The organism is Flavobacterium laiguense, assembly GCF_003097655.1.
GTDB classification, from domain to species: domain Bacteria; phylum Bacteroidota; class Bacteroidia; order Flavobacteriales; family Flavobacteriaceae; genus Flavobacterium; species Flavobacterium laiguense.
Map to the genome: position 1 here is coordinate 1 of NZ_QCZH01000036.1, position 17,154 is coordinate 17,154.

The 17,154-nt window shown below is 34.4% G+C and carries 22 protein-coding genes; 2 read left to right on the forward strand and 20 right to left on the reverse strand.

The features are described from left to right. Nucleotides 1-215 precede the first annotated feature (215 nt). The 5 genes from DB891_RS16960 to DB891_RS16980 form a co-directional block, all read right to left on the reverse strand. Nucleotides 216-1,019, reverse strand: a complete 804-nt coding sequence (locus tag DB891_RS16960; protein WP_116764770.1) for a hypothetical protein — start codon at nucleotides 1,017-1,019, stop codon at nucleotides 216-218. A gap of 240 nt (nucleotides 1,020-1,259) precedes the next feature. After that, nucleotides 1,260-2,012 (reverse strand): triose-phosphate isomerase, encoded by a 753-nt coding sequence (tpiA, locus tag DB891_RS16965; RefSeq protein ID WP_116764771.1) that lies wholly within the window; start codon nucleotides 2,010-2,012, stop codon nucleotides 1,260-1,262. A gap of 91 nt (nucleotides 2,013-2,103) precedes the next feature. After that, on the reverse strand, nucleotides 2,104-2,598 hold the full coding sequence (locus DB891_RS16970) for a TlpA family protein disulfide reductase (RefSeq protein ID WP_116764772.1): 495 nt from the start codon (nucleotides 2,596-2,598) through the stop codon (nucleotides 2,104-2,106). 324 nt (nucleotides 2,599-2,922) lie between these two features. Next, nucleotides 2,923-4,026: a BT_3928 family protein gene (locus DB891_RS16975; protein WP_116764773.1), complete on the reverse strand. Its 1,104-nt coding sequence runs from the start codon at nucleotides 4,024-4,026 to the stop codon at nucleotides 2,923-2,925. A gap of 57 nt (nucleotides 4,027-4,083) precedes the next feature. Continuing rightward, the gene (locus DB891_RS16980) at nucleotides 4,084-4,626 is read right to left on the reverse strand and encodes a DUF1599 domain-containing protein (protein WP_116764774.1); all 543 of its coding nucleotides are present in this window, start codon (nucleotides 4,624-4,626) and stop codon (nucleotides 4,084-4,086) included. Nucleotides 4,627-4,765: 139 nt separating this feature from the next. Between DB891_RS16980 and folP the strand changes: the two genes are divergently transcribed. Together folP and DB891_RS16990 are read left to right on the forward strand one after the other, a co-directional pair. Next, complete coding sequence (gene folP / locus DB891_RS16985; protein WP_223256129.1) at nucleotides 4,766-5,581, forward strand: dihydropteroate synthase; 816 nt, start codon at nucleotides 4,766-4,768, stop codon at nucleotides 5,579-5,581. A 5-nt stretch (nucleotides 5,582-5,586) separates the two neighbouring features. Continuing rightward, complete coding sequence (locus tag DB891_RS16990) at nucleotides 5,587-6,204, forward strand: hypothetical protein (RefSeq protein WP_116764775.1); 618 nt, start codon at nucleotides 5,587-5,589, stop codon at nucleotides 6,202-6,204. A gap of 85 nt (nucleotides 6,205-6,289) precedes the next feature. On the opposite strand, the gene DB891_RS16995 is transcribed toward DB891_RS16990, so the two are convergent. The 15 genes from DB891_RS16995 to DB891_RS17660 form a co-directional block, all read right to left on the reverse strand. Beyond that, nucleotides 6,290-6,760, reverse strand: a complete 471-nt coding sequence (locus DB891_RS16995) for a CHRD domain-containing protein (protein ID WP_116764776.1) — start codon at nucleotides 6,758-6,760, stop codon at nucleotides 6,290-6,292. 243 nt (nucleotides 6,761-7,003) lie between these two features. Then, nucleotides 7,004-7,477, reverse strand: coding sequence for a 23S rRNA (pseudouridine(1915)-N(3))-methyltransferase RlmH (rlmH, locus tag DB891_RS17000; RefSeq protein ID WP_116764777.1), 474 nt, complete (start codon nucleotides 7,475-7,477; stop codon nucleotides 7,004-7,006). Nucleotides 7,478-7,766: 289 nt separating this feature from the next. Next, a complete protein-coding gene (locus tag DB891_RS17830; protein WP_223256130.1) occupies nucleotides 7,767-8,297 on the reverse strand; it encodes a hypothetical protein in 531 nt (176 codons plus the stop codon). A gap of 383 nt (nucleotides 8,298-8,680) precedes the next feature. Then, entirely contained in the window at nucleotides 8,681-9,322 is a 642-nt protein-coding gene (locus DB891_RS17010; RefSeq protein WP_116764790.1) for a thymidylate synthase, read from the reverse strand. 163 nt (nucleotides 9,323-9,485) lie between these two features. Next, the gene (locus DB891_RS17015; RefSeq protein WP_116764779.1) at nucleotides 9,486-10,064 is read right to left on the reverse strand and encodes a hypothetical protein; all 579 of its coding nucleotides are present in this window, start codon (nucleotides 10,062-10,064) and stop codon (nucleotides 9,486-9,488) included. 4 nt (nucleotides 10,065-10,068) lie between these two features. Then, nucleotides 10,069-10,575 carry a glycoside hydrolase family 73 protein gene (locus DB891_RS17020; RefSeq protein WP_116764780.1) on the reverse strand — a complete coding sequence of 169 codons (507 nt, stop codon included), beginning with the start codon at nucleotides 10,573-10,575 and terminating at the stop codon, nucleotides 10,069-10,071. Between the two features lie 58 nt (nucleotides 10,576-10,633). Beyond that, on the reverse strand, nucleotides 10,634-11,023 hold the full coding sequence (locus DB891_RS17025; protein ID WP_116764781.1) for a hypothetical protein: 390 nt from the start codon (nucleotides 11,021-11,023) through the stop codon (nucleotides 10,634-10,636). Between the two features lie 22 nt (nucleotides 11,024-11,045). Beyond that, nucleotides 11,046-13,019, reverse strand: a complete 1,974-nt coding sequence (locus tag DB891_RS17030) for a BspA family leucine-rich repeat surface protein (RefSeq protein ID WP_116764782.1) — start codon at nucleotides 13,017-13,019, stop codon at nucleotides 11,046-11,048. 1 nt (nucleotide 13,020) lies between these two features. Beyond that, entirely contained in the window at nucleotides 13,021-13,986 is a 966-nt protein-coding gene (locus DB891_RS17035) for a hypothetical protein (protein WP_116764783.1), read from the reverse strand. A gap of 1 nt (nucleotide 13,987) precedes the next feature. Then, entirely contained in the window at nucleotides 13,988-14,794 is an 807-nt protein-coding gene (locus DB891_RS17040; protein ID WP_116764784.1) for a hypothetical protein, read from the reverse strand. Continuing rightward, a complete protein-coding gene (locus DB891_RS17045) occupies nucleotides 14,791-15,255 on the reverse strand; it encodes a hypothetical protein (protein WP_116764785.1) in 465 nt (154 codons plus the stop codon). The genes DB891_RS17040 and DB891_RS17045 overlap by 4 nt, the downstream gene beginning before the upstream one ends. Next, entirely contained in the window at nucleotides 15,245-16,081 is an 837-nt protein-coding gene (locus tag DB891_RS17050) for a nucleotidyltransferase (RefSeq protein WP_116764786.1), read from the reverse strand. The genes DB891_RS17045 and DB891_RS17050 overlap by 11 nt, the downstream gene beginning before the upstream one ends. Next, nucleotides 16,081-16,377 (reverse strand): LysM domain-containing protein, encoded by a 297-nt coding sequence (locus DB891_RS17055; protein WP_116764787.1) that lies wholly within the window; start codon nucleotides 16,375-16,377, stop codon nucleotides 16,081-16,083. Before DB891_RS17055 ends, DB891_RS17050 begins: the two co-directional genes overlap by 1 nt. Further along, the gene (locus DB891_RS17060; RefSeq protein ID WP_223256131.1) at nucleotides 16,352-16,891 is read right to left on the reverse strand and encodes a phage holin family protein; all 540 of its coding nucleotides are present in this window, start codon (nucleotides 16,889-16,891) and stop codon (nucleotides 16,352-16,354) included. The genes DB891_RS17055 and DB891_RS17060 overlap by 26 nt, the downstream gene beginning before the upstream one ends. A gap of 5 nt (nucleotides 16,892-16,896) precedes the next feature. Further along, nucleotides 16,897-17,154, reverse strand: a 258-nt coding sequence (locus DB891_RS17660) for a hypothetical protein (RefSeq protein ID WP_189337165.1), incomplete at its 5' end; no start/stop codon positions are given.

Below are 17,154 nucleotides of genomic sequence, written 5' to 3' on the forward strand. Positions count from 1 at the left end.
ATAGTTCACCTCTGTTTTCCTTTGAATAAATTTAGTGTTTTATCAAATACAAAGTAAAGGCGGATAGCCCGACAGCATTAGGGAAAGGGGCGAATGAGCGCAAAGTAGATTTGGCCCCTTTTCCTAATGCTGTCTTGCCCAAATTGTGAGGATGAATGGTTATAAAAAAAGCGACATAAAATATTTTGTGTCGCTTTTTGTATTGTTATTGGGAATTAGTTTTTGAGATTGTCAAATGCTTTTATGAGGTCATGTATGGGTTTTAATGAAATCTCTGTACCGCTTTCTCCATTTTCGGCATAATCAAAAGGGTTGTCCAGATCTTTGATTAATAAAAACATATAGGAGATTAAAAAGGTGACGAGTAGTGTGAAAAATAAGGAAGCATAAAAAGGGTCAATTCTGATGATGATTAAACAAAATGCAATTAAGAATCCCATGGCTTCTAAAATGGCGTAAGCCGATCCGATAAAATCAGTTTCCCTGATGGTGTCGATTCTTAAAACCATTTTTCGGATGTTGTTTTGTTCGTTTTTCATCTTGATAATATAGCCCGCTTGAACGCCTTCGTTGTCTAATTCGACTAGGAAATCATTTATTTGACTTATCTTTTCGAGTATGGACACAGTAGTTTCTCTTTTGTAGAACCAGTCCATCAAAGAATGAATAAATTGCTTTTGGAATTCGATAAACTGTAAAGCATTCTGAGAGTTTTTGCCTTTGTAAACGGTATAGGCATCATCATACAATGTTTTCATGGAGGCAGAAAGTTCGCTTGGTAATTTTTCACTTTCCTTGTAATCTGAAAGAACACCACTGATAAGAAACCCGATTAGGAAAATGGTACCCGCTATTAAACTGGTAAATAGCGCATTTAATTCGATTACTTCTAAGTCAAATTGATGGGATAAAATTTTTAAAAGGGCTATGGTTAGAATTACAGGAATGATTCGGAATGCAATAGACCATTTTTGCCAAATTTTATTGGACTTTTTTTTAATCGTTTTTGGGACTTTCATAAAATTATTATTGTTCTTTTTTTGTCCTGTTTTAGGATTTAAGGCAGGAATTTGTTTTTGGCAAATTTCGGGATTTATTCAAGAAATTCAAATTTATTGTTTCCGTTTAATTTAAGTTTTGCAAAACTATTTTAGAATAAGGAAAAACAAAAAAACCTGTTCATTTTATAGAACAGGTTGATTCAGTTGTTTGCTTAAAAGTAAATCAATTATAGGAAATTGAAATAATAGATACTATTATTAGATTGAAGTTACAATAGCAATAAAATCTTTTGCGTTAAGGGCTGCACCACCAATAAGACCACCATCTACATCTGGCTTAGAGAAAATTTCTTTGGCATTGTCTGGTTTTACACTTCCACCGTAAAGGATAGAAACATCCTCTGCGATATCGCTTCCAAAAGCTTTACGAACCGTTTCTCTGATGAATTCATGCATTTCTTGTGCTTGTTCTGGTGAGGCTGTTTCTCCCGTTCCAATAGCCCAAACTGGCTCATAAGCCAATACAATGCTTTCCCAGTCCTTAGCTTGAATATGGAATAAACCATCTTTTAATTGGTTTTCAACAATATTAAAATGATTTCCGGATTGACGATCTTTTAGTTCTTCACCAAAACAGAAAATAACAGTCATGTCATGTTTTAGCGCCGTGTTTACTTTACTTGCGATCAATGCATCTGTTTCGTGAAATATAGCTCTACGTTCTGAATGACCAAGAATTACATTTTTTACTCCTATACTGGTTAGCATTTCTGCAGATATTTCACCAGTAAAAGCACCGCTTTCTGCTTGGTGTACGTTTTGTGCAGCAACAAATATATTAGAGTGTGTTAAGTTTTCGACTGCCGATGCCAAGTTTACAAATGTTGGCGCAACGATTACTTGTGCAGCAGTTTCCGCTGGAATTTGTGATAATAATTCGTTTAATAATTCTTTAGTTTGTGCTGCATTTTTATGCATTTTCCAGTTTCCTGCTACAATCTTCTTTCTCATTTTTTAGTTGTTTTTAGTAGTATTTAAATTTGTATAATATTTTGTAAAAGAATCAATATTTAAATTCCAATTGCTATTGAAATTGCCATTGTTATTGAACTTGTTTTAGCGTTTCATTTATGACAGCAAAATCGGTTTCTATAGCTCGATAGAGAACAACTTTTCCAGTTTTATCAATGATAATGTATCTTGGAACCCAGTCGAGATCGATAGCTTGTCCAAAAACACCTTTCATTCCGTCATTGGCCATATAATGGTCACCTTGGAGTTCATGTTTTTGAATCCCATCTTTCCACTTGTCGGCGGTTTTGTCCATAGAAAGAAATACAAAAGAAACGTTTTTATTATTTTTCTGTAATTCTTTCATTTTTGGCATTGCTTTTACACAATCGCCACACCATGAAGCCCAAACTTCTATAACAGTAGTTTTTCCTTTTTGGTTTTTTAGAATATTTTTAAAGGATATTTGTTTTCCGGCAGTGGTTAACAAAGTTTCGGTAAGTGCTTTTTTAGAAAATTCTGTTTTCTGAGCATTAGTACAAGAAAATGTAACAAAAGCAATAATTAAAATGGCTGTTTTTTTCATACGAAATTTGTTTTTAATCGGTCCCGATAGCTATCGGGAGGTATCGCCATTCTTCATTCCTTTTAGTGATTGGAATCATGGCGATTTCATTTAATATATAGTTTTCACAAAGTTAACTAAAGAATTGAAAAATGGGGAGGTAGATTTAAGAATTTTGATATCAAAATCATTAAAAATATCAGCAATATCGTTATAGTTGCTATTTTTTTTACAAATTTTAAAAAGGGAATTTCAATTAAATTGGGAGGAATAAAAAAACCTTGCAGGAAAATATGATTCCCGCAAGGTTGAATTATTTATTTTTTTTGAAAAAAGAAAACCAGTTTACTCAAAAACTAAGTCTTCAACATCATTGTAATGTACTTTTTGTTTTATAGTACCTTTTTCCAGAATAACAAAACTAGGGTTGGCTCTTTCGATTGTTTTTAGCGGAATAGCGTCACAGAAATAAAAACCGAAAGTGATTCCGTATTGTTTTTTGCTTTTTGCAATTTCCTCAGGTGACGATGCTGTCATTCCGATCACTTTATACCCTTTTGCGGAAGCTTTTTTGCTGATTTGCTCTATTTTGGCAAGACCATCAACATTGGCCAAAGCCAGATCATAAGTAACAACCATCAATAATTTTGGTTCTTGAAGAAGCTCATCCTTATAATCGGATCCGTCTTTTTCCATTATAAAATCATGGATAGGAGGAACGTAACCTTCGGTAATTACTTTATCTTTTCTGTCTACAAAAGTGGCTCCTTCAGGAATATTGGCCAAGTCTTTCTCGGTAAATTCCTTGTCAACACCATTTACTTTATAAATGAAAATCATTTCCACAACTGATTTTGGGGCGCCTTCTGGAATCTCCATTCCTTTTTGAATGCTATTCCCAACTTTGAAAGCACGAAAATCTTTTAGAGGTAAGTGATTGATCACCCAATAGCCCATAAAAGAGCAAAGAAAAACGGTTAGTACGGCTATACTATTTTGAATTTTAGTATTAAAAAGTGGTTTTACCAGTTTCATATTAATAAAGAGAATCAATATAAAGAACAGTAAAATAATGTCTTTGGTAAAGGATTGCCAAGGGGTAAGGTGTAAAGCGTCTCCAAAACATCCGCAGTCTTTGACCACATTAAAATAAGCGGAATAGAAGGTTAAGAAAGTAAACTTCACAATTAATAGCAGTAGCAGCCAAATCGTTAATCTTGATTTGAAACCAATGAGTAACATCACACCCAAAACCACTTCCAGGATTACTATAAATAAGGCTATAGCCAAGGAATAAGGAACAAAAAAAGGCATATTGAATACCGGTTCACTAAAATATTCAGCTAGTTTATAGGAGAATCCCACCGGGTCATTCAGTTTGATTAAGCCTGAGATTATAAATAGGACTCCAACGAAGAGTCGGGAGAATTGGGTAATTATGTTTTTCATTTTTTATGTTTTAAACAAAGATATTATAGAGCCGTTTTTATATTTGTTAATGAGTTGTTATTTCTTAAAACCCATCAAAATCAAAGCGAAAATCGAATAATTAATCATATCCTGATAATTGGCATCAATTCCTTCTGATACGATAGTTTTTCCTTTATTGTCCTCAATTTGTTTTACGCGAAGTAGTTTTTGCAAGATCAAATCAGTTAGAGAACTTACTCGCATATCTCGCCAAGCCTCACCGTAATCATGGTTTTTGTTTTCCATTAATTCTTTGGTCAAGGCTACTTTAGCATCGTATAATTGAGTTGCTTTTTCGGTATCTAAATCCGGTTGGTCGACCACGCCCAATTCCAATTGAATCAGAGCCATGATTGAATAGTTGATGATACCAATGAATTCTCCAGTTTCGTCTTCATCGACTTTACGGATTTCGTTCTCTTGTAAACTTCTAATTCGTTGTGCTTTTATGAAAATTTGATCGGTAAGGGAGGGAAGTCTCAAAATGCGCCAAGCACTACCGTAATCTTTCATTTTGTTGATAAACAGTGAGCGGCAAATGGCAATCACGTTATCGTATTCTTGTGAAGTATTCTTCATTATTGGTGTATATTTGTCTAAAATTGCTTCAAAAATAAGAATAAAATTTAAAAGGTTTAAAGTTTAAAGTTCAAAGTTGTTGGGATAACTGAGCTTTTGAACAACTTTAAACAAAATAAACTTTAAACAAAAAAGTAAAATGAACTGTAAAGGACAACTCATAGACCTATCGATACCTAAAGTTATGGGGATTTTGAATGTAACTCCCAACTCTTTTTTTGATGGTGGGAAGTACAATAACGAAACGGAACTTTTGTTGCGCGTAGAAAAAATGTTGACTGAAGGTGCTACTTTTATTGATGTGGGAGGGTATTCGAGCAAACCTAACGCTGAGTTTGTTTCAGAAGAGGAGGAGATTTCGAGAATTGTTCCTGTTGTGAATTTGTTACAAAAGCATTTTCCGGATATTATATTGTCTATAGACACCTTTCGGGCAGCGGTGGCAAAAGTTTGCATCGAAAATGGAGGTGCCATTATCAATGATATTTCGGCAGGAATTTTAGATGATAAAATGCTGGAAACCGTTGCAAAATATCAAGTTCCGTATATTATGATGCACATGAAAGGAACACCGCAAACGATGCATACGTTTACTGAATACGACGATATAATAAAAGAAATGTTATTCTATTTTTCGGAACGTATTGCTGTTGCTAGAGCCTTTGGGATAAATGACTTAATTGTGGATCCCGGTTTTGGTTTTGCTAAAACATTGGAACAAAATTATGAAGTCATGCAAAAATTAGAATTGTTTCAAATGCTAGAATTACCTTTATTGGCGGGTATTTCCAGAAAATCAATGATTTATAAAACATTGGAAGTGAATGCCGAAATGGCTTTGAACGGCACCACAGTTTTGAATACGATTGCTTTGACTAAGGGAGCAAAAATCCTTCGGGTTCATGATGTGAAAGAAGCGGTTGAATGTGTTACATTATTTAATAAAATGAATTAAAAGAGATGAAGTATTTATTTGGAATTGTGTTGTTAATTTGCGTTTCTTGCGGTAATAAAGAAGATGTTTTGTTGCCAAAAGCGGACGCCACTATTGTAAAAGAAGTAGTTGACCTTTCGCCTATTTATATTTTTTTTAGAGTAAAAGGCAAAGATACTTTGGCCGAAGTAAATAGAAAAAACAGCATTATTACCACGAATTGGATTTTGAATATTGACAGACGTTTGCCTTTACGCTTGGTGATTCCAGAAGTGATGAAACTGCAACAAAAGAAAAGGGAGGAGAAAGAACATCGAAACGAATTGGCGCTCAATTATTATTCGTATGCCGATAGCATTGGCAAAAATCTAGCCTTTATTCCTTTTACGGAAGTGTATTATAAGCTGGAGAAACCCAAAAAAGGATTGGTAGTTTTTTTCTCTAAAAAAGGAAAAATTACAGTAAATAATGAGGAAGTTTCGAAACAGGATTTGCAAAAAATCATCAATAAATCCAATACTGATTCAAAAAAAGTAATATATTGTTTTGACAAAAACAGCAGTTATGGAAGCTATATTCAAAGCAAAGTTTTTCTCTATTCTGTTACTATTAAAAATGAAGTTTATGAAGAGTTTGTGTATTAATTAGTCATTTTTGCACTGCTTTTAAATGATTAAAGCCTTTCTATTTGATTAGAAAGGCTTGTTTTTTTGTTGGTCGCTTCGGTTATTAATAACCACCACCACCACCACCACCGCCAGAAGTGCCCCCTTTTATAAGTGTTCCACTTATTTCTCCACCAGGAAATGCAGTAGTGTGTAGGTTTACATAATAATGATTGGCCATAAGTTCCACTATTTGGGCATCAGTTATAGCAAAAGAAAGTTTTATAGGTGAGGTTGAAACAGTCGCATCAGAAAAAGGAAATACAATTGCTCCGTCGGCCCCATGGATATGACCATGGTTTGGTGTTAGTACTGTATAGTTCACGGTAATTTCAAATGTTTTAGCCGTTTGATTAAATTTGAGTGTTGCATCACCAGATGCCATTGAACCTGTACCAGCAACAGGTGTTAAAGCTGCTGTAAAAGTTGTTATAACTGGAGTAGGTGTTGGAGCAGGGTCATCATCATCATTTGAACAAGAAGGGATGATGAAAAATACACATAAAATTGCTAAAAATCTAAGTAGAGGTTTCATAATTATATATTTTTTGAGTTAATAAACGTTTAAAAAGATATAATTATTAAATTGTATAAGGATTTAATAAAAATATAGTAAAGTTACTATTTTATTTTTGACTTTTATTTTTTTTAGTGGTAAATAATTGATTTTAAATATGATATGTGGAATAGGATGTAGGTTTTAGAGATTTGAAACTGGATAGTTTATTAATAAGAATCCAAAACTGAATACTAAAAACTGAATACTGCTAACTAATTTTCACTGGTGATGATAGGGTTCGTTTTTTAAAATAGTAAAACCACGATACAATTGCTCGATGAAAAATAAACGCACCATTTGATGCGAAAAAGTCATTAAGGAAAGCGATATTTTTCCATTTGCTTTAGCGTAAACCGTGTCCGAAAAACCATAAGGACCACCAATGACGAAAACCAATGTTTTTACTCCCGAGTTCATTTTCTTTTGCAATTCGGTTGAAAAGGCAACGCTAGAGAAGGTTTTTCCGTTTTCGTCCAGTAAAATGAGCTGGTCTGTTGGAGTTATTTTAGACAAAATAAGTTCGCCTTCTTTTTCTTTTTGCTGGCTTTCAGATAAGTTTTTAACGTTTTTGATATCGGGGATAATCTCCAAATCAAATTTGATGTAAAAAGACAATCTTTTGGTATAATCGTCAATTAAGGTTTGTAAAGATTTATTGTCGGTTTTGCCGATGGCGATAAGTTTGATGTTCATCTGGGTTGGGTTTCAAAACCGTAAAGTTACAAAAGGACATTGTTTTCATCGTTAAAAATAGAGGTTTATAATACAGTTTTTGAGTAGATGCTAAGATACTAAGTTGCTAAGATTGGGTTGAGAATTTTAAAATAATAAAATAATTATCTCGAAAATAGAGAATTGATATAGAAGATATAATCGGCAAAACCAAAAATGCAAAAATCGCAAACAGGTTTGATGCCAAAAATACAAAAAGAAAGCTCTCAAATCGAGAGCTTTCTTTTTTAGTTTAAACGCGGTTTAAAACCTATTTAAATTCATAATTAACCTTGTGCAACATAATGTCAGTATAACTCGAATTATAATTCATTTGATTATTGACTGCACTAGTTGTTGAACCAGCGAAAGGATTGTACAATGCCGGCTTATTTGCCATCCATTCACATAGCTCAATTATATGTGATTTATTAGACGTAAAGTAGATGTAATTCGTACCGTTTAGCACGTCAAGAACATCAAGGTAGTCCTTTAATTTCCAGTAATTCTTATACGTTCCGACCTCTGTACTAAGGTATGGCGGATCAACTAAAAACACCACATTAGTGTAGTCTTGGTACTTCGAAAACAATTCTTTGTAATCGAGGGATTCAACTACAACACCATCTAAATAATTTTCAGTATTATAATCACTCTTTCTAATACAATTATACAGCGTTTCCTTTTCCAGTTCTGCGTATGATTGCACGTACTTCATACTAAATAGTACATTACTCGACAAAGTAATATAGTCAACATAGCCAGTTGTTTGTTCTTCCTGCAGTACTCTTTTAATAATCAAACCCCGTTCAGGTTCTGTAATCCTTTTATCCTTTGGACAGACGGCCACGATTGTTCTTATATCACTTATTAGCCTATTGGTATAGCTAACATTATCAAGCCGCAGCCTATAATTATCATAATCATTATACACCACTTTTGCTGATGGGTAATGTTGCTTAACAGTATGCGATAACAAGCCCGAACCGCCGAATAAATCGACGTATGTTGCATCACTTGGACAACTGCTTAATACTTCTTTAACTTGGTTTAAAAACCGTCTCTTTTGCCCCATAAAGGGCAATGGTGCTTGTGTAAATTTTCTACTTTTTTGTGTCATTTTTTTGATTGAATATTTGTGTAAATGATTGTTTTACACTATCTTTATAGTGTATTAGGCAGTGATTAATTACCTGTATTTAGGTTAAAAGTGGCTGTTTCTCCTCTTAATAAACTATTAGTATTCTCAATGTTATTCTCGTATATGTGTACATTTCCTAAGAATAGCGTAACACTCTTTAATTCAAGGTTTATTTGCTTACTGATTAAGTATAAGTGATAAATATCTGATGGTAATCCCAAACTAGCGTCTGAACTCCTTTGATAAGCACTTACGATCAGTTTTCCTCTTTCTATTTGGAATTGAATTAAGCTTAAACACGGTTGTTGGTTGCTTTCGGTGTTATTAGAACCAAGAAAAAGGACGTAATTTTTAGAAGTTCGTTTCTCCAGGTTTATCCTTTCGATAAGCTTTGGCAATTGTTCAAAATAAGTAGGGTAACTGTTGACTAATATTGGTCCACAATAATCCCACCAAGATACTCCAACCTCTCTATAAGCCTTTGTTGAGCGTTCCCCAGCCATAAATAAGCTTAACTCATCTTTTAGTTTTTTTCGTGCAACTGCATGACCTTCGAACAACTCCAATAAATCAATTGGTTTAAGTTCAAGTGTTTGATTCAATAAGTACTTTATAGAACCTTTATTATTCTCCTGGTTCTTTCCTTTGCTTAAAATTTGATATAATATTTGATGATATTTATTCATGTTCGTTTTTTGATTGATGATTAATGATTGTATATTTGCACCTCTCACATTCATAAATAACAAACGCACTAAAGGGTCAGAAGACTTATTGTCCTCCGACGACCTTTAGTGCGTCAGTTTAGAATGAATGTGAGAGTTTTTTTTTAAATGTCGGAGGGCTTTTTTACCCTCCTTTTGTATTGAATATTGATTTAAACCTATCTAGAAGTTTAAACTTTTTAGCAATCCAAGTAAGAATTACAAGCACTATAATAAGCGCAAATAACCATAGATAGAAACCAAATTGAAAGCCTTTTACTTTAGCTACTTTTGCTTTCTTTGCCTTGCTTTTCTCGATTGCTTTTTTCTGACCAACATCAACCTCAATTCTACCTTTTTCAACTTTAGATTCGTCCTTTTTTTCTGTGGCTTTAGTCTCTTTGGTTTCAGTTTGGGTGTTGATTTCGCCACCTTCGAGAAAGATTTCTTCTTTCAAATTACCATCAACAAAATGCTTGTAATGAAATGGTTTCCTTAGTCCAGAACTGTCAAGTTCCGAAACACTTGTTAAAACCAAATTACTATTGATGGCCAATTGGTTTTTTTGCCAATCTAATTGGTGTTTGATTGACTGTTGAAACATGGAATCAAAATGACTTTTCATTTCTTCAATTTCCTTTTCCCTTGTTTTTTCAACAGTGACTGTTTTGGTTTTACAACCTAAAGCCAGCATTGCTAATGCTATATATCCTAATACTTTCATACTCTTATTTTACAAATTTCACAATCGCTTTTGATACTGCTTTTAGCGTATCTGCATAATTTGGATCAGTAGCATACCCTGCTTTTGCAATTTCTTCAAAGAATTTATTATAGTCGTTTTTTACTTCTAAAGCTTTGGCATACCTAATGTTTTTAAAGAAAAACAGAGCATGATCATTAAAGCAATCTTCGGGCGTTTTGTACTTTCTGAAGTAATCTTTAATGATGTACTTAAACATTTTGCGCCCATTTCGTATTACTGGAGTAATGGATATAATTACAGGAAATTTCAAATTTGCTCTAGAGCTGTACTCGGTTGTAGTTATCAATTGCTCATTTCCGTTAATTCCATCTGTGTCCTTCACTCCGAAAAACATGTTTCCTGGTGCAACATCACCCCAAGCTGATTCAAGTGCCGCCTGCGTTAATGTTGCTACAGCCGAAATTCCTGTTTTAGCCTCAACTTTTTTTGCGTGTGATAGATATTTATCTACAAATAATTCTGGTTTCATATTTTATAATTTTTTAATAATGGAGGACTATTTTTATTTACTATCCTCCCTATTATTTTTACTTAGGTTCCCATTGATCACCTTTAAGCCCATAAATAGGATCTGTTCCTAAATTATACAGTAGTCCCATTTGAAGTAGATGATCATCCAATTCAGATCCGGTTAACTCGCTTGGAAAATAGCTTAAAAGAATTTCTTTTTGCTCGTCAAATTCGGCATAGGTTTTAGTGTATATTTTCTCTTGAACTTGTCCCGATCTATTAAAATAAGACATGGTAGACTCATTCTCCGTGCCTTTATTCAGTACAATACTGTCTACTGTCTTTATCGTATAAGTTTTACTTACGGAATCTTTCCTTTCAACCGTGATTTCGATTTGAATATGTTCTTCTAAAAGTCCTTGACGGTCATTTACTAATACTACTTTTTCTTTTGATATTACTTTCATGTTTATTTTATTAATTATTTATTTATATTCCTCCGTCTGTTATCATCCAGTTATTAGGCGCTCCAGTTAATATTGCTCTACCTGCTGAACTAGCTGCTGTATATTTAGCTGTTCCGAACACGGTTGTTATTGGTGTTTTAACCGGCCTAGAACTCCATCCATTATAGATTGCATCTAAATTGACTGTAGAGAATGTTACTGGTGTTTTATTCCCCATGAAATTCAACAAGCCTGTTACATTAGATATATTCCAAGAACCAATGTTTTGATTGAATACTGCGGTATTGTAAAACATATAGTGCATATTGGTGACAACAGATGTATTCCATGAATTTATTGGTTGATTGAATGATGCAGCACTATAAAACATAGACTCCATATTTATGGTGCCAATCGTGGATAATTGCCAATTGTTAATATCTGAACTACCTCCATTGTTGAAGGCACTACTCTGTAAAAACATGCTAGAAAAATTTACAGCTTTGCTCACATTCCATGCACCGATGTTTTGATTGAAAACTGATGCACTACTAAACATTAAGTAAAAACTTGTGACATTTGATGTGTTCCATAGATTCAACGGTTGATTGAACTTGGTTGATTGTAGCATCCCAGACATATTCGTTACCGAAGACGTGTTCCAATTGTTAATATCTGAACTACCCCCATTGTTGAAATTGGTGGCTAATTGAAACATATTGGATGTATTGGTGACTTTCGAAACATTCCATGCTCCAATATTTTGATTAAACAATGCACAAGACATAAACATTTGGTACATTGAGAATGTACCTGTAATTGTGGTATTTATGTTCCAATTATTTATATCTGGACTCCCTCCATTGTTGAAAGCTACAGCTGATTGGAACATAGAGTCTATGAGGGTAACCTTACTCATATTAAAATTACCGACATTTTGATTGAACACCTTAGCAACATAAAACATTTGTGCCATATTAGTTACATTAGTTGTATTCCATAGGTTCAATGGTTGATTGAATAACCAGCAATCATTGAATGTGCCAAACATATTTGTTACTAACGAAGTATCCCACGTGTTGATATTTTGATTAAATGCACTACAACCCTTAAATGTTTGTGATAAATTTTGTACTTTACTAACATTCCAAGAACCAATTGGCTGATTAAATGCTGTGGCTGATTGAAACATACTAGACATATTTGTAACAGCAGAGGTAGTCCAAGAACCTATGGGTTGATTGAAGTTTGTGGCTTGGGAGAACATACTAGACATATTTGTAACAGCAGAGGTAGTCCAGGACCCAATTGAAGCACTTCCCCCATTGTTGAATGCTGTAGCCCCACTGAACATACTTTGTGTGTCCGTAATATTATAAGTATTCCAACCTCCTATGTCTTGATTGAAGGCTGTACCGGCAAACATGAATGCTATAGTCGTAACAGAAGGGGTTAAAAAAGAATTGAGGGGTTGATTGAATGCTGTAGCTCCGTTGAACATACCAAACAAATCATTGATGCTAGACATATTCCACTCATTTATTCTACCTACGGTAGTAAGAGCAGTACAACCCCTGAACATGTTTCTTAACGTTAGAACTTCAGTTAGATCTAATATATCTGTAACTCCAGATAGATTTAAATTATTACATCCATAAAAGTAATTGGATAGATTTATTCCTAATTTAAAACTACCCCATTGAGATACTGATAAAAACTTCAATCTATCCCCAGTATTATTAAATTGCCATCCTGTGCATACTCCTTTTATAGTAATAGTATAAGTTCCAGCAACAGAATATGTATGTGTAACGGCTGCCTGATTCCAAATAGTAATACTACTGGTGGAACTATCTCCCCAGTCAACTACAAAATTATAAGTACCAGAAGATAATAAAGGTAACTTCACTTGTGTTGCAGTACTAGATCCAGTTGATATATTATCCGTTTTCCAAGTCGAAACAAAAGGTTTGGTTTTCTGTCTCCCCCAAATTGCATTTTGAATTAAGCTTCCCATATTACACCCCTAATAATAAAATATCGTTAGTACTACCTCTTTTTGTCAGCGTGAAAATCTGTTTTTCTGTTGTAGTTGCAGGAGCACCAAATAACCAAGTGTGCGGTGATGCAATAGCCCATGTAATATTTACTCCAGCTAATGTTACTCCATTAAATATGTAGCTATTTACCAATGAAGAAGGAATGGTAATAGTACAACTTGTTACAAATACTACCGTTTTACCATGCCAAGAAGCTTGTGCGTTTTGGCTTGATCCAACTTCTACTTGATTGGCAATGTCCTGTTTTCCTGAAACATCAGCAATTGGTAAATTTTGCCACGATTTATTATAATCATAATATTGACCTACCGCACCTCCTGTTATTGCCGGTTCTTTCCCCGCAACAACATCAACTAACGCATCATGCAACCCTTTTAGAATTTTCCCCATCTCAGCAGTCAAAGCCTTAGTGGTTCCGCCCGTGGTAAGGTCATTCACCAAGATAGTACTGAGCGATGCTTGCACCGTTTCAATAGCGTCAACGATTTCCTGAACGTTGTCCAGGTTCACGTTATCCGAAGCCAAAAGAATATTGATATTATTAATTTGCGTTTGCAATAACTTACCTTGTTCAGCGGCTAACAATGAAGTTGAGCCACCCGTAACTAAATCATCGACAATACTCAAATACTGGCTTGAAATTTTTACAAACTCATCCAATGGCGCATACCCACCAGCAACGCCTTTTTTGTTTTTGTCTTCTTTTGCCCCAAACAAAGTTGCGTGCGCTGCAGTATCTGAAACATGATTAGTTAATGCCTCAGCATCCGCTTTCTCATTCAATATAGTCTCAATATCTTCAATTGCGGTAATGGGTATCTTTTCGTCTTTATGCCAAAAAGAATCCCACGTAGCCCAAAATTGCGCTTGTGTCGGTTTTAAACCAGTTTTAAACCAGTTTTTAATAGTGTTTTTATCTGCCATTTTATAGTGCTATTAATACGTAGCCCACGTTTATATTTTGAACATTACTGGAGATTTCTCTCAAATAAACTTCAAATGAAGTATTCGTAGGATTCCCCCAAGAGAGAAATGTGTCGTTGCTTCTATTCCAGTCAGAATCTGCTACTTTAGGAAATGCAAACACTAAATAGTTGTTTGTACCAACATCGGGAAAGGTTATCGTTCTTATGTTATCAGTTGAAGTCACATCTCCAACTGGATAAACTCCTTTATGTAAAAAGGGACTAGAAAAATCAGGTTTGTTATCAATAGCTTTTACACCTGTTGTGGCATTCCAGTCTGAACGTACTTGTTTTTGTGCGCCTGTCTCAATTGTATTTAGCTTAGTATACATCAAAGCCACTGCGTCCGAAATAGCTGTAACTATTGAAGCCTCCGCTTTCAATGCCAACGATTCAACTAAATCTTTAGTTTGAAAACCTCTTTTGAAATTAGCCCAATCAACAGCTCCAACACCGCTTCCAAAAGTGGCGTACCTCGTTTTGATTACTGGATTGGCATTACCATTTTGAAAGGTCAAATTCTCGACCTCTTCAACAATTCTAACTTTTGTTTGAGCCAATCCACCTCGAAATTCTAAAACTTCACCATTTATAAAAACAACACCATCGCTTACATTAGAACCCGTTACCGTACACCCTGAAATAATTGTGATTTCTCCAACTATTGCTCCAAGTGCATTGAATATGGTGTACGCTTTTTGCAGTTCATCCAAAATTCTTGTAGTCAATGGAAATCCACCAACTTGGTTTACTTCTAATTTATTCATATTGAAATTATTTGATATTGTTTACCTGCCAAATTGTAAAATTCAATTGTGGCTACTATTTCGTTTAGTTTTGTATTCATTAAATCCCGCGGAACATTAACCAGATAATCAACTTTAGAATTAGCATAATTAAACTCAGTTTCCAGATACATAACCCTCAAATAAACATCCAAATTCTCAGCGGGAGTATAGATATAATCTTGGTCAATGTTAAGCGTTCCATCTATAGTAATTCTTCTTAAATCAGGATCATACTTATCATTCAATGCGCCTCTTAAATAACATCGTTGACTGTTATAGGAAAGCTTTTTTAAATTTTCTGCCCTCATTTGCTCCCACTTATAATGCAAACTGGCAATAGGGGTAATCAACGCTTTGATATACCCAAACAATACCGACTTTCGCAAAAAAGTTGGTAATAGCAAAAGAATGAGTCTGTCAAAATCAATTTTATACCACATAGCTAATGTTATCAAAATTTGGAATAGTGAAATACCCGCTTTCCGGTATGGTTTTCACATTGATAGGTTGCGCATCGTTGTAAACATTGGTATTAATGTCAATCGATTGACTTTCGGCATTAATCAAATGTGGTATAACGACCCCTTCCGCTTTTTGAAGCTTATCAATAAGATGCGCTAAAACCAACTCACCATCAAACGGTAATTCCTTCATGTACTCGTTAATTGCATCCTGTACGGGGTAATTACCGTTTAAAATGCTCATTCCCGTCGAGTCCAAAACCAAAGGATTTATAAATATTTTTAGGTTCAACAAAAGAATGTCCGGTAGGTGGTTTACAACAAGGTATTTCACGCCGCAATCAGCTATTTCCAAAATATAAGCTTCGAATGCCGATTTTACTTCAGGAGCAATAGGCGACAAAATACCCGCTGTCTCAGTGGCTATCTTAATCGATAATTGCCCCCCGGAGGAGGTAACCGCTGCATACTTTATGACTTTAGAGTTTAAAATTTCCTCCTCCGTATGACCAGTATTATTATATTCATCGGTATCACTAATCAAAGCAAAACCATATTGAAAGCTTAACGCCTTTGTTTTATACCACGATGGGCGGTGTGCCTTGTCTCGCTTAATAATGTCCTGTACTTCTTTGTTATGGTTGTCGAAAAGCATTTCTAAAAGCCAAATGGCACTAGCAACTATAAAAACAAAAAGCCTAAAAATAGCCGCCTTGCTAGTAGAGGTCAATTGTAAAGCAAGTACTTCATTTGAAGCAATTGCCATCAGCATTCCGTTTTGTATCTCGTTTATTGTTCTTGCCATTATTCTACTATAAAGTCAGTTCCTATTATCATATAATCTATTCCCGTTGGAGTATCAGGCAAACTATTACCAACAAAACCACAAGCAGGCTGTATTTTATTTGTATTGAAATAATTAACAAGTTCTTGATTACCGAAGTCTTTATTTGGAATTTGAATAAGTTGTCCAGGAACTAACCCTTGTGTAATGCTAATATTATTAAGAATAGCTATTTGTACTAAAGCTTCAATAGTTCCACAATAACGAATCACAATGTCTTGTAATGTTTGGTTATATAGGACTGTTATCTGTATCATCTATCTCAAATTGTTTGTAAAACTTTTTATTAATTATCCTTATTAATGTCTTCGCATAACGAACACCCAAACTGTCTAAATTCTCCAAAAGACTAACCAATAACTGCCAAATAATACCCAGTAAAACCGCCCAATACAACCATGCAAAAGGGTCTAATTCCATATCTAATATTTTGATAAAATCCGCATTTTGAGCAAAAGTATTTAAGATGTAAATAGGCACCAAATAAGTAGCTATTTTCAAAATCATTCTGCCAAATTTTCGACTTTCGTGCCGTTCGCCTCTTTTGAGCGAAGCTTGTACGCCTGTGTACCATTCCGAAACCAACAACACTACATAAGCTATTAAAAACAAGTGGTTAAAACCAAACAAGAAACTAACAGTTGAGAAAATAAAAGCCACAATTAAATCGATTTTGATAATAGAAGTTGATGTATAAATGAATCCGAAAGCACTCTTTAGGAATTCATTCAAGGAGACAAAACCGAATCCTTTTAAAAAATAATTTATCATTCTCATTATATTTCAATGTTTAAATTTTCAATTCCTTGACTGGTGTCAATTGTTGCATTGGCATAACCATCATAGTTTAACTGAATCTTTAAATCACGTTTAAACTCATCTGCAGTAATTGTTCTTTTGATATAATTGATAGCACCAAAACCCGCTAAAGGAAACTCTTTGAATTCGCCTTGTTGTGTGGAAAAACCGGTCAAATTGACCACCCCATTCCAGTGTAAATTGACCACCAGTTTCGGAGTAAATTGACCACCACT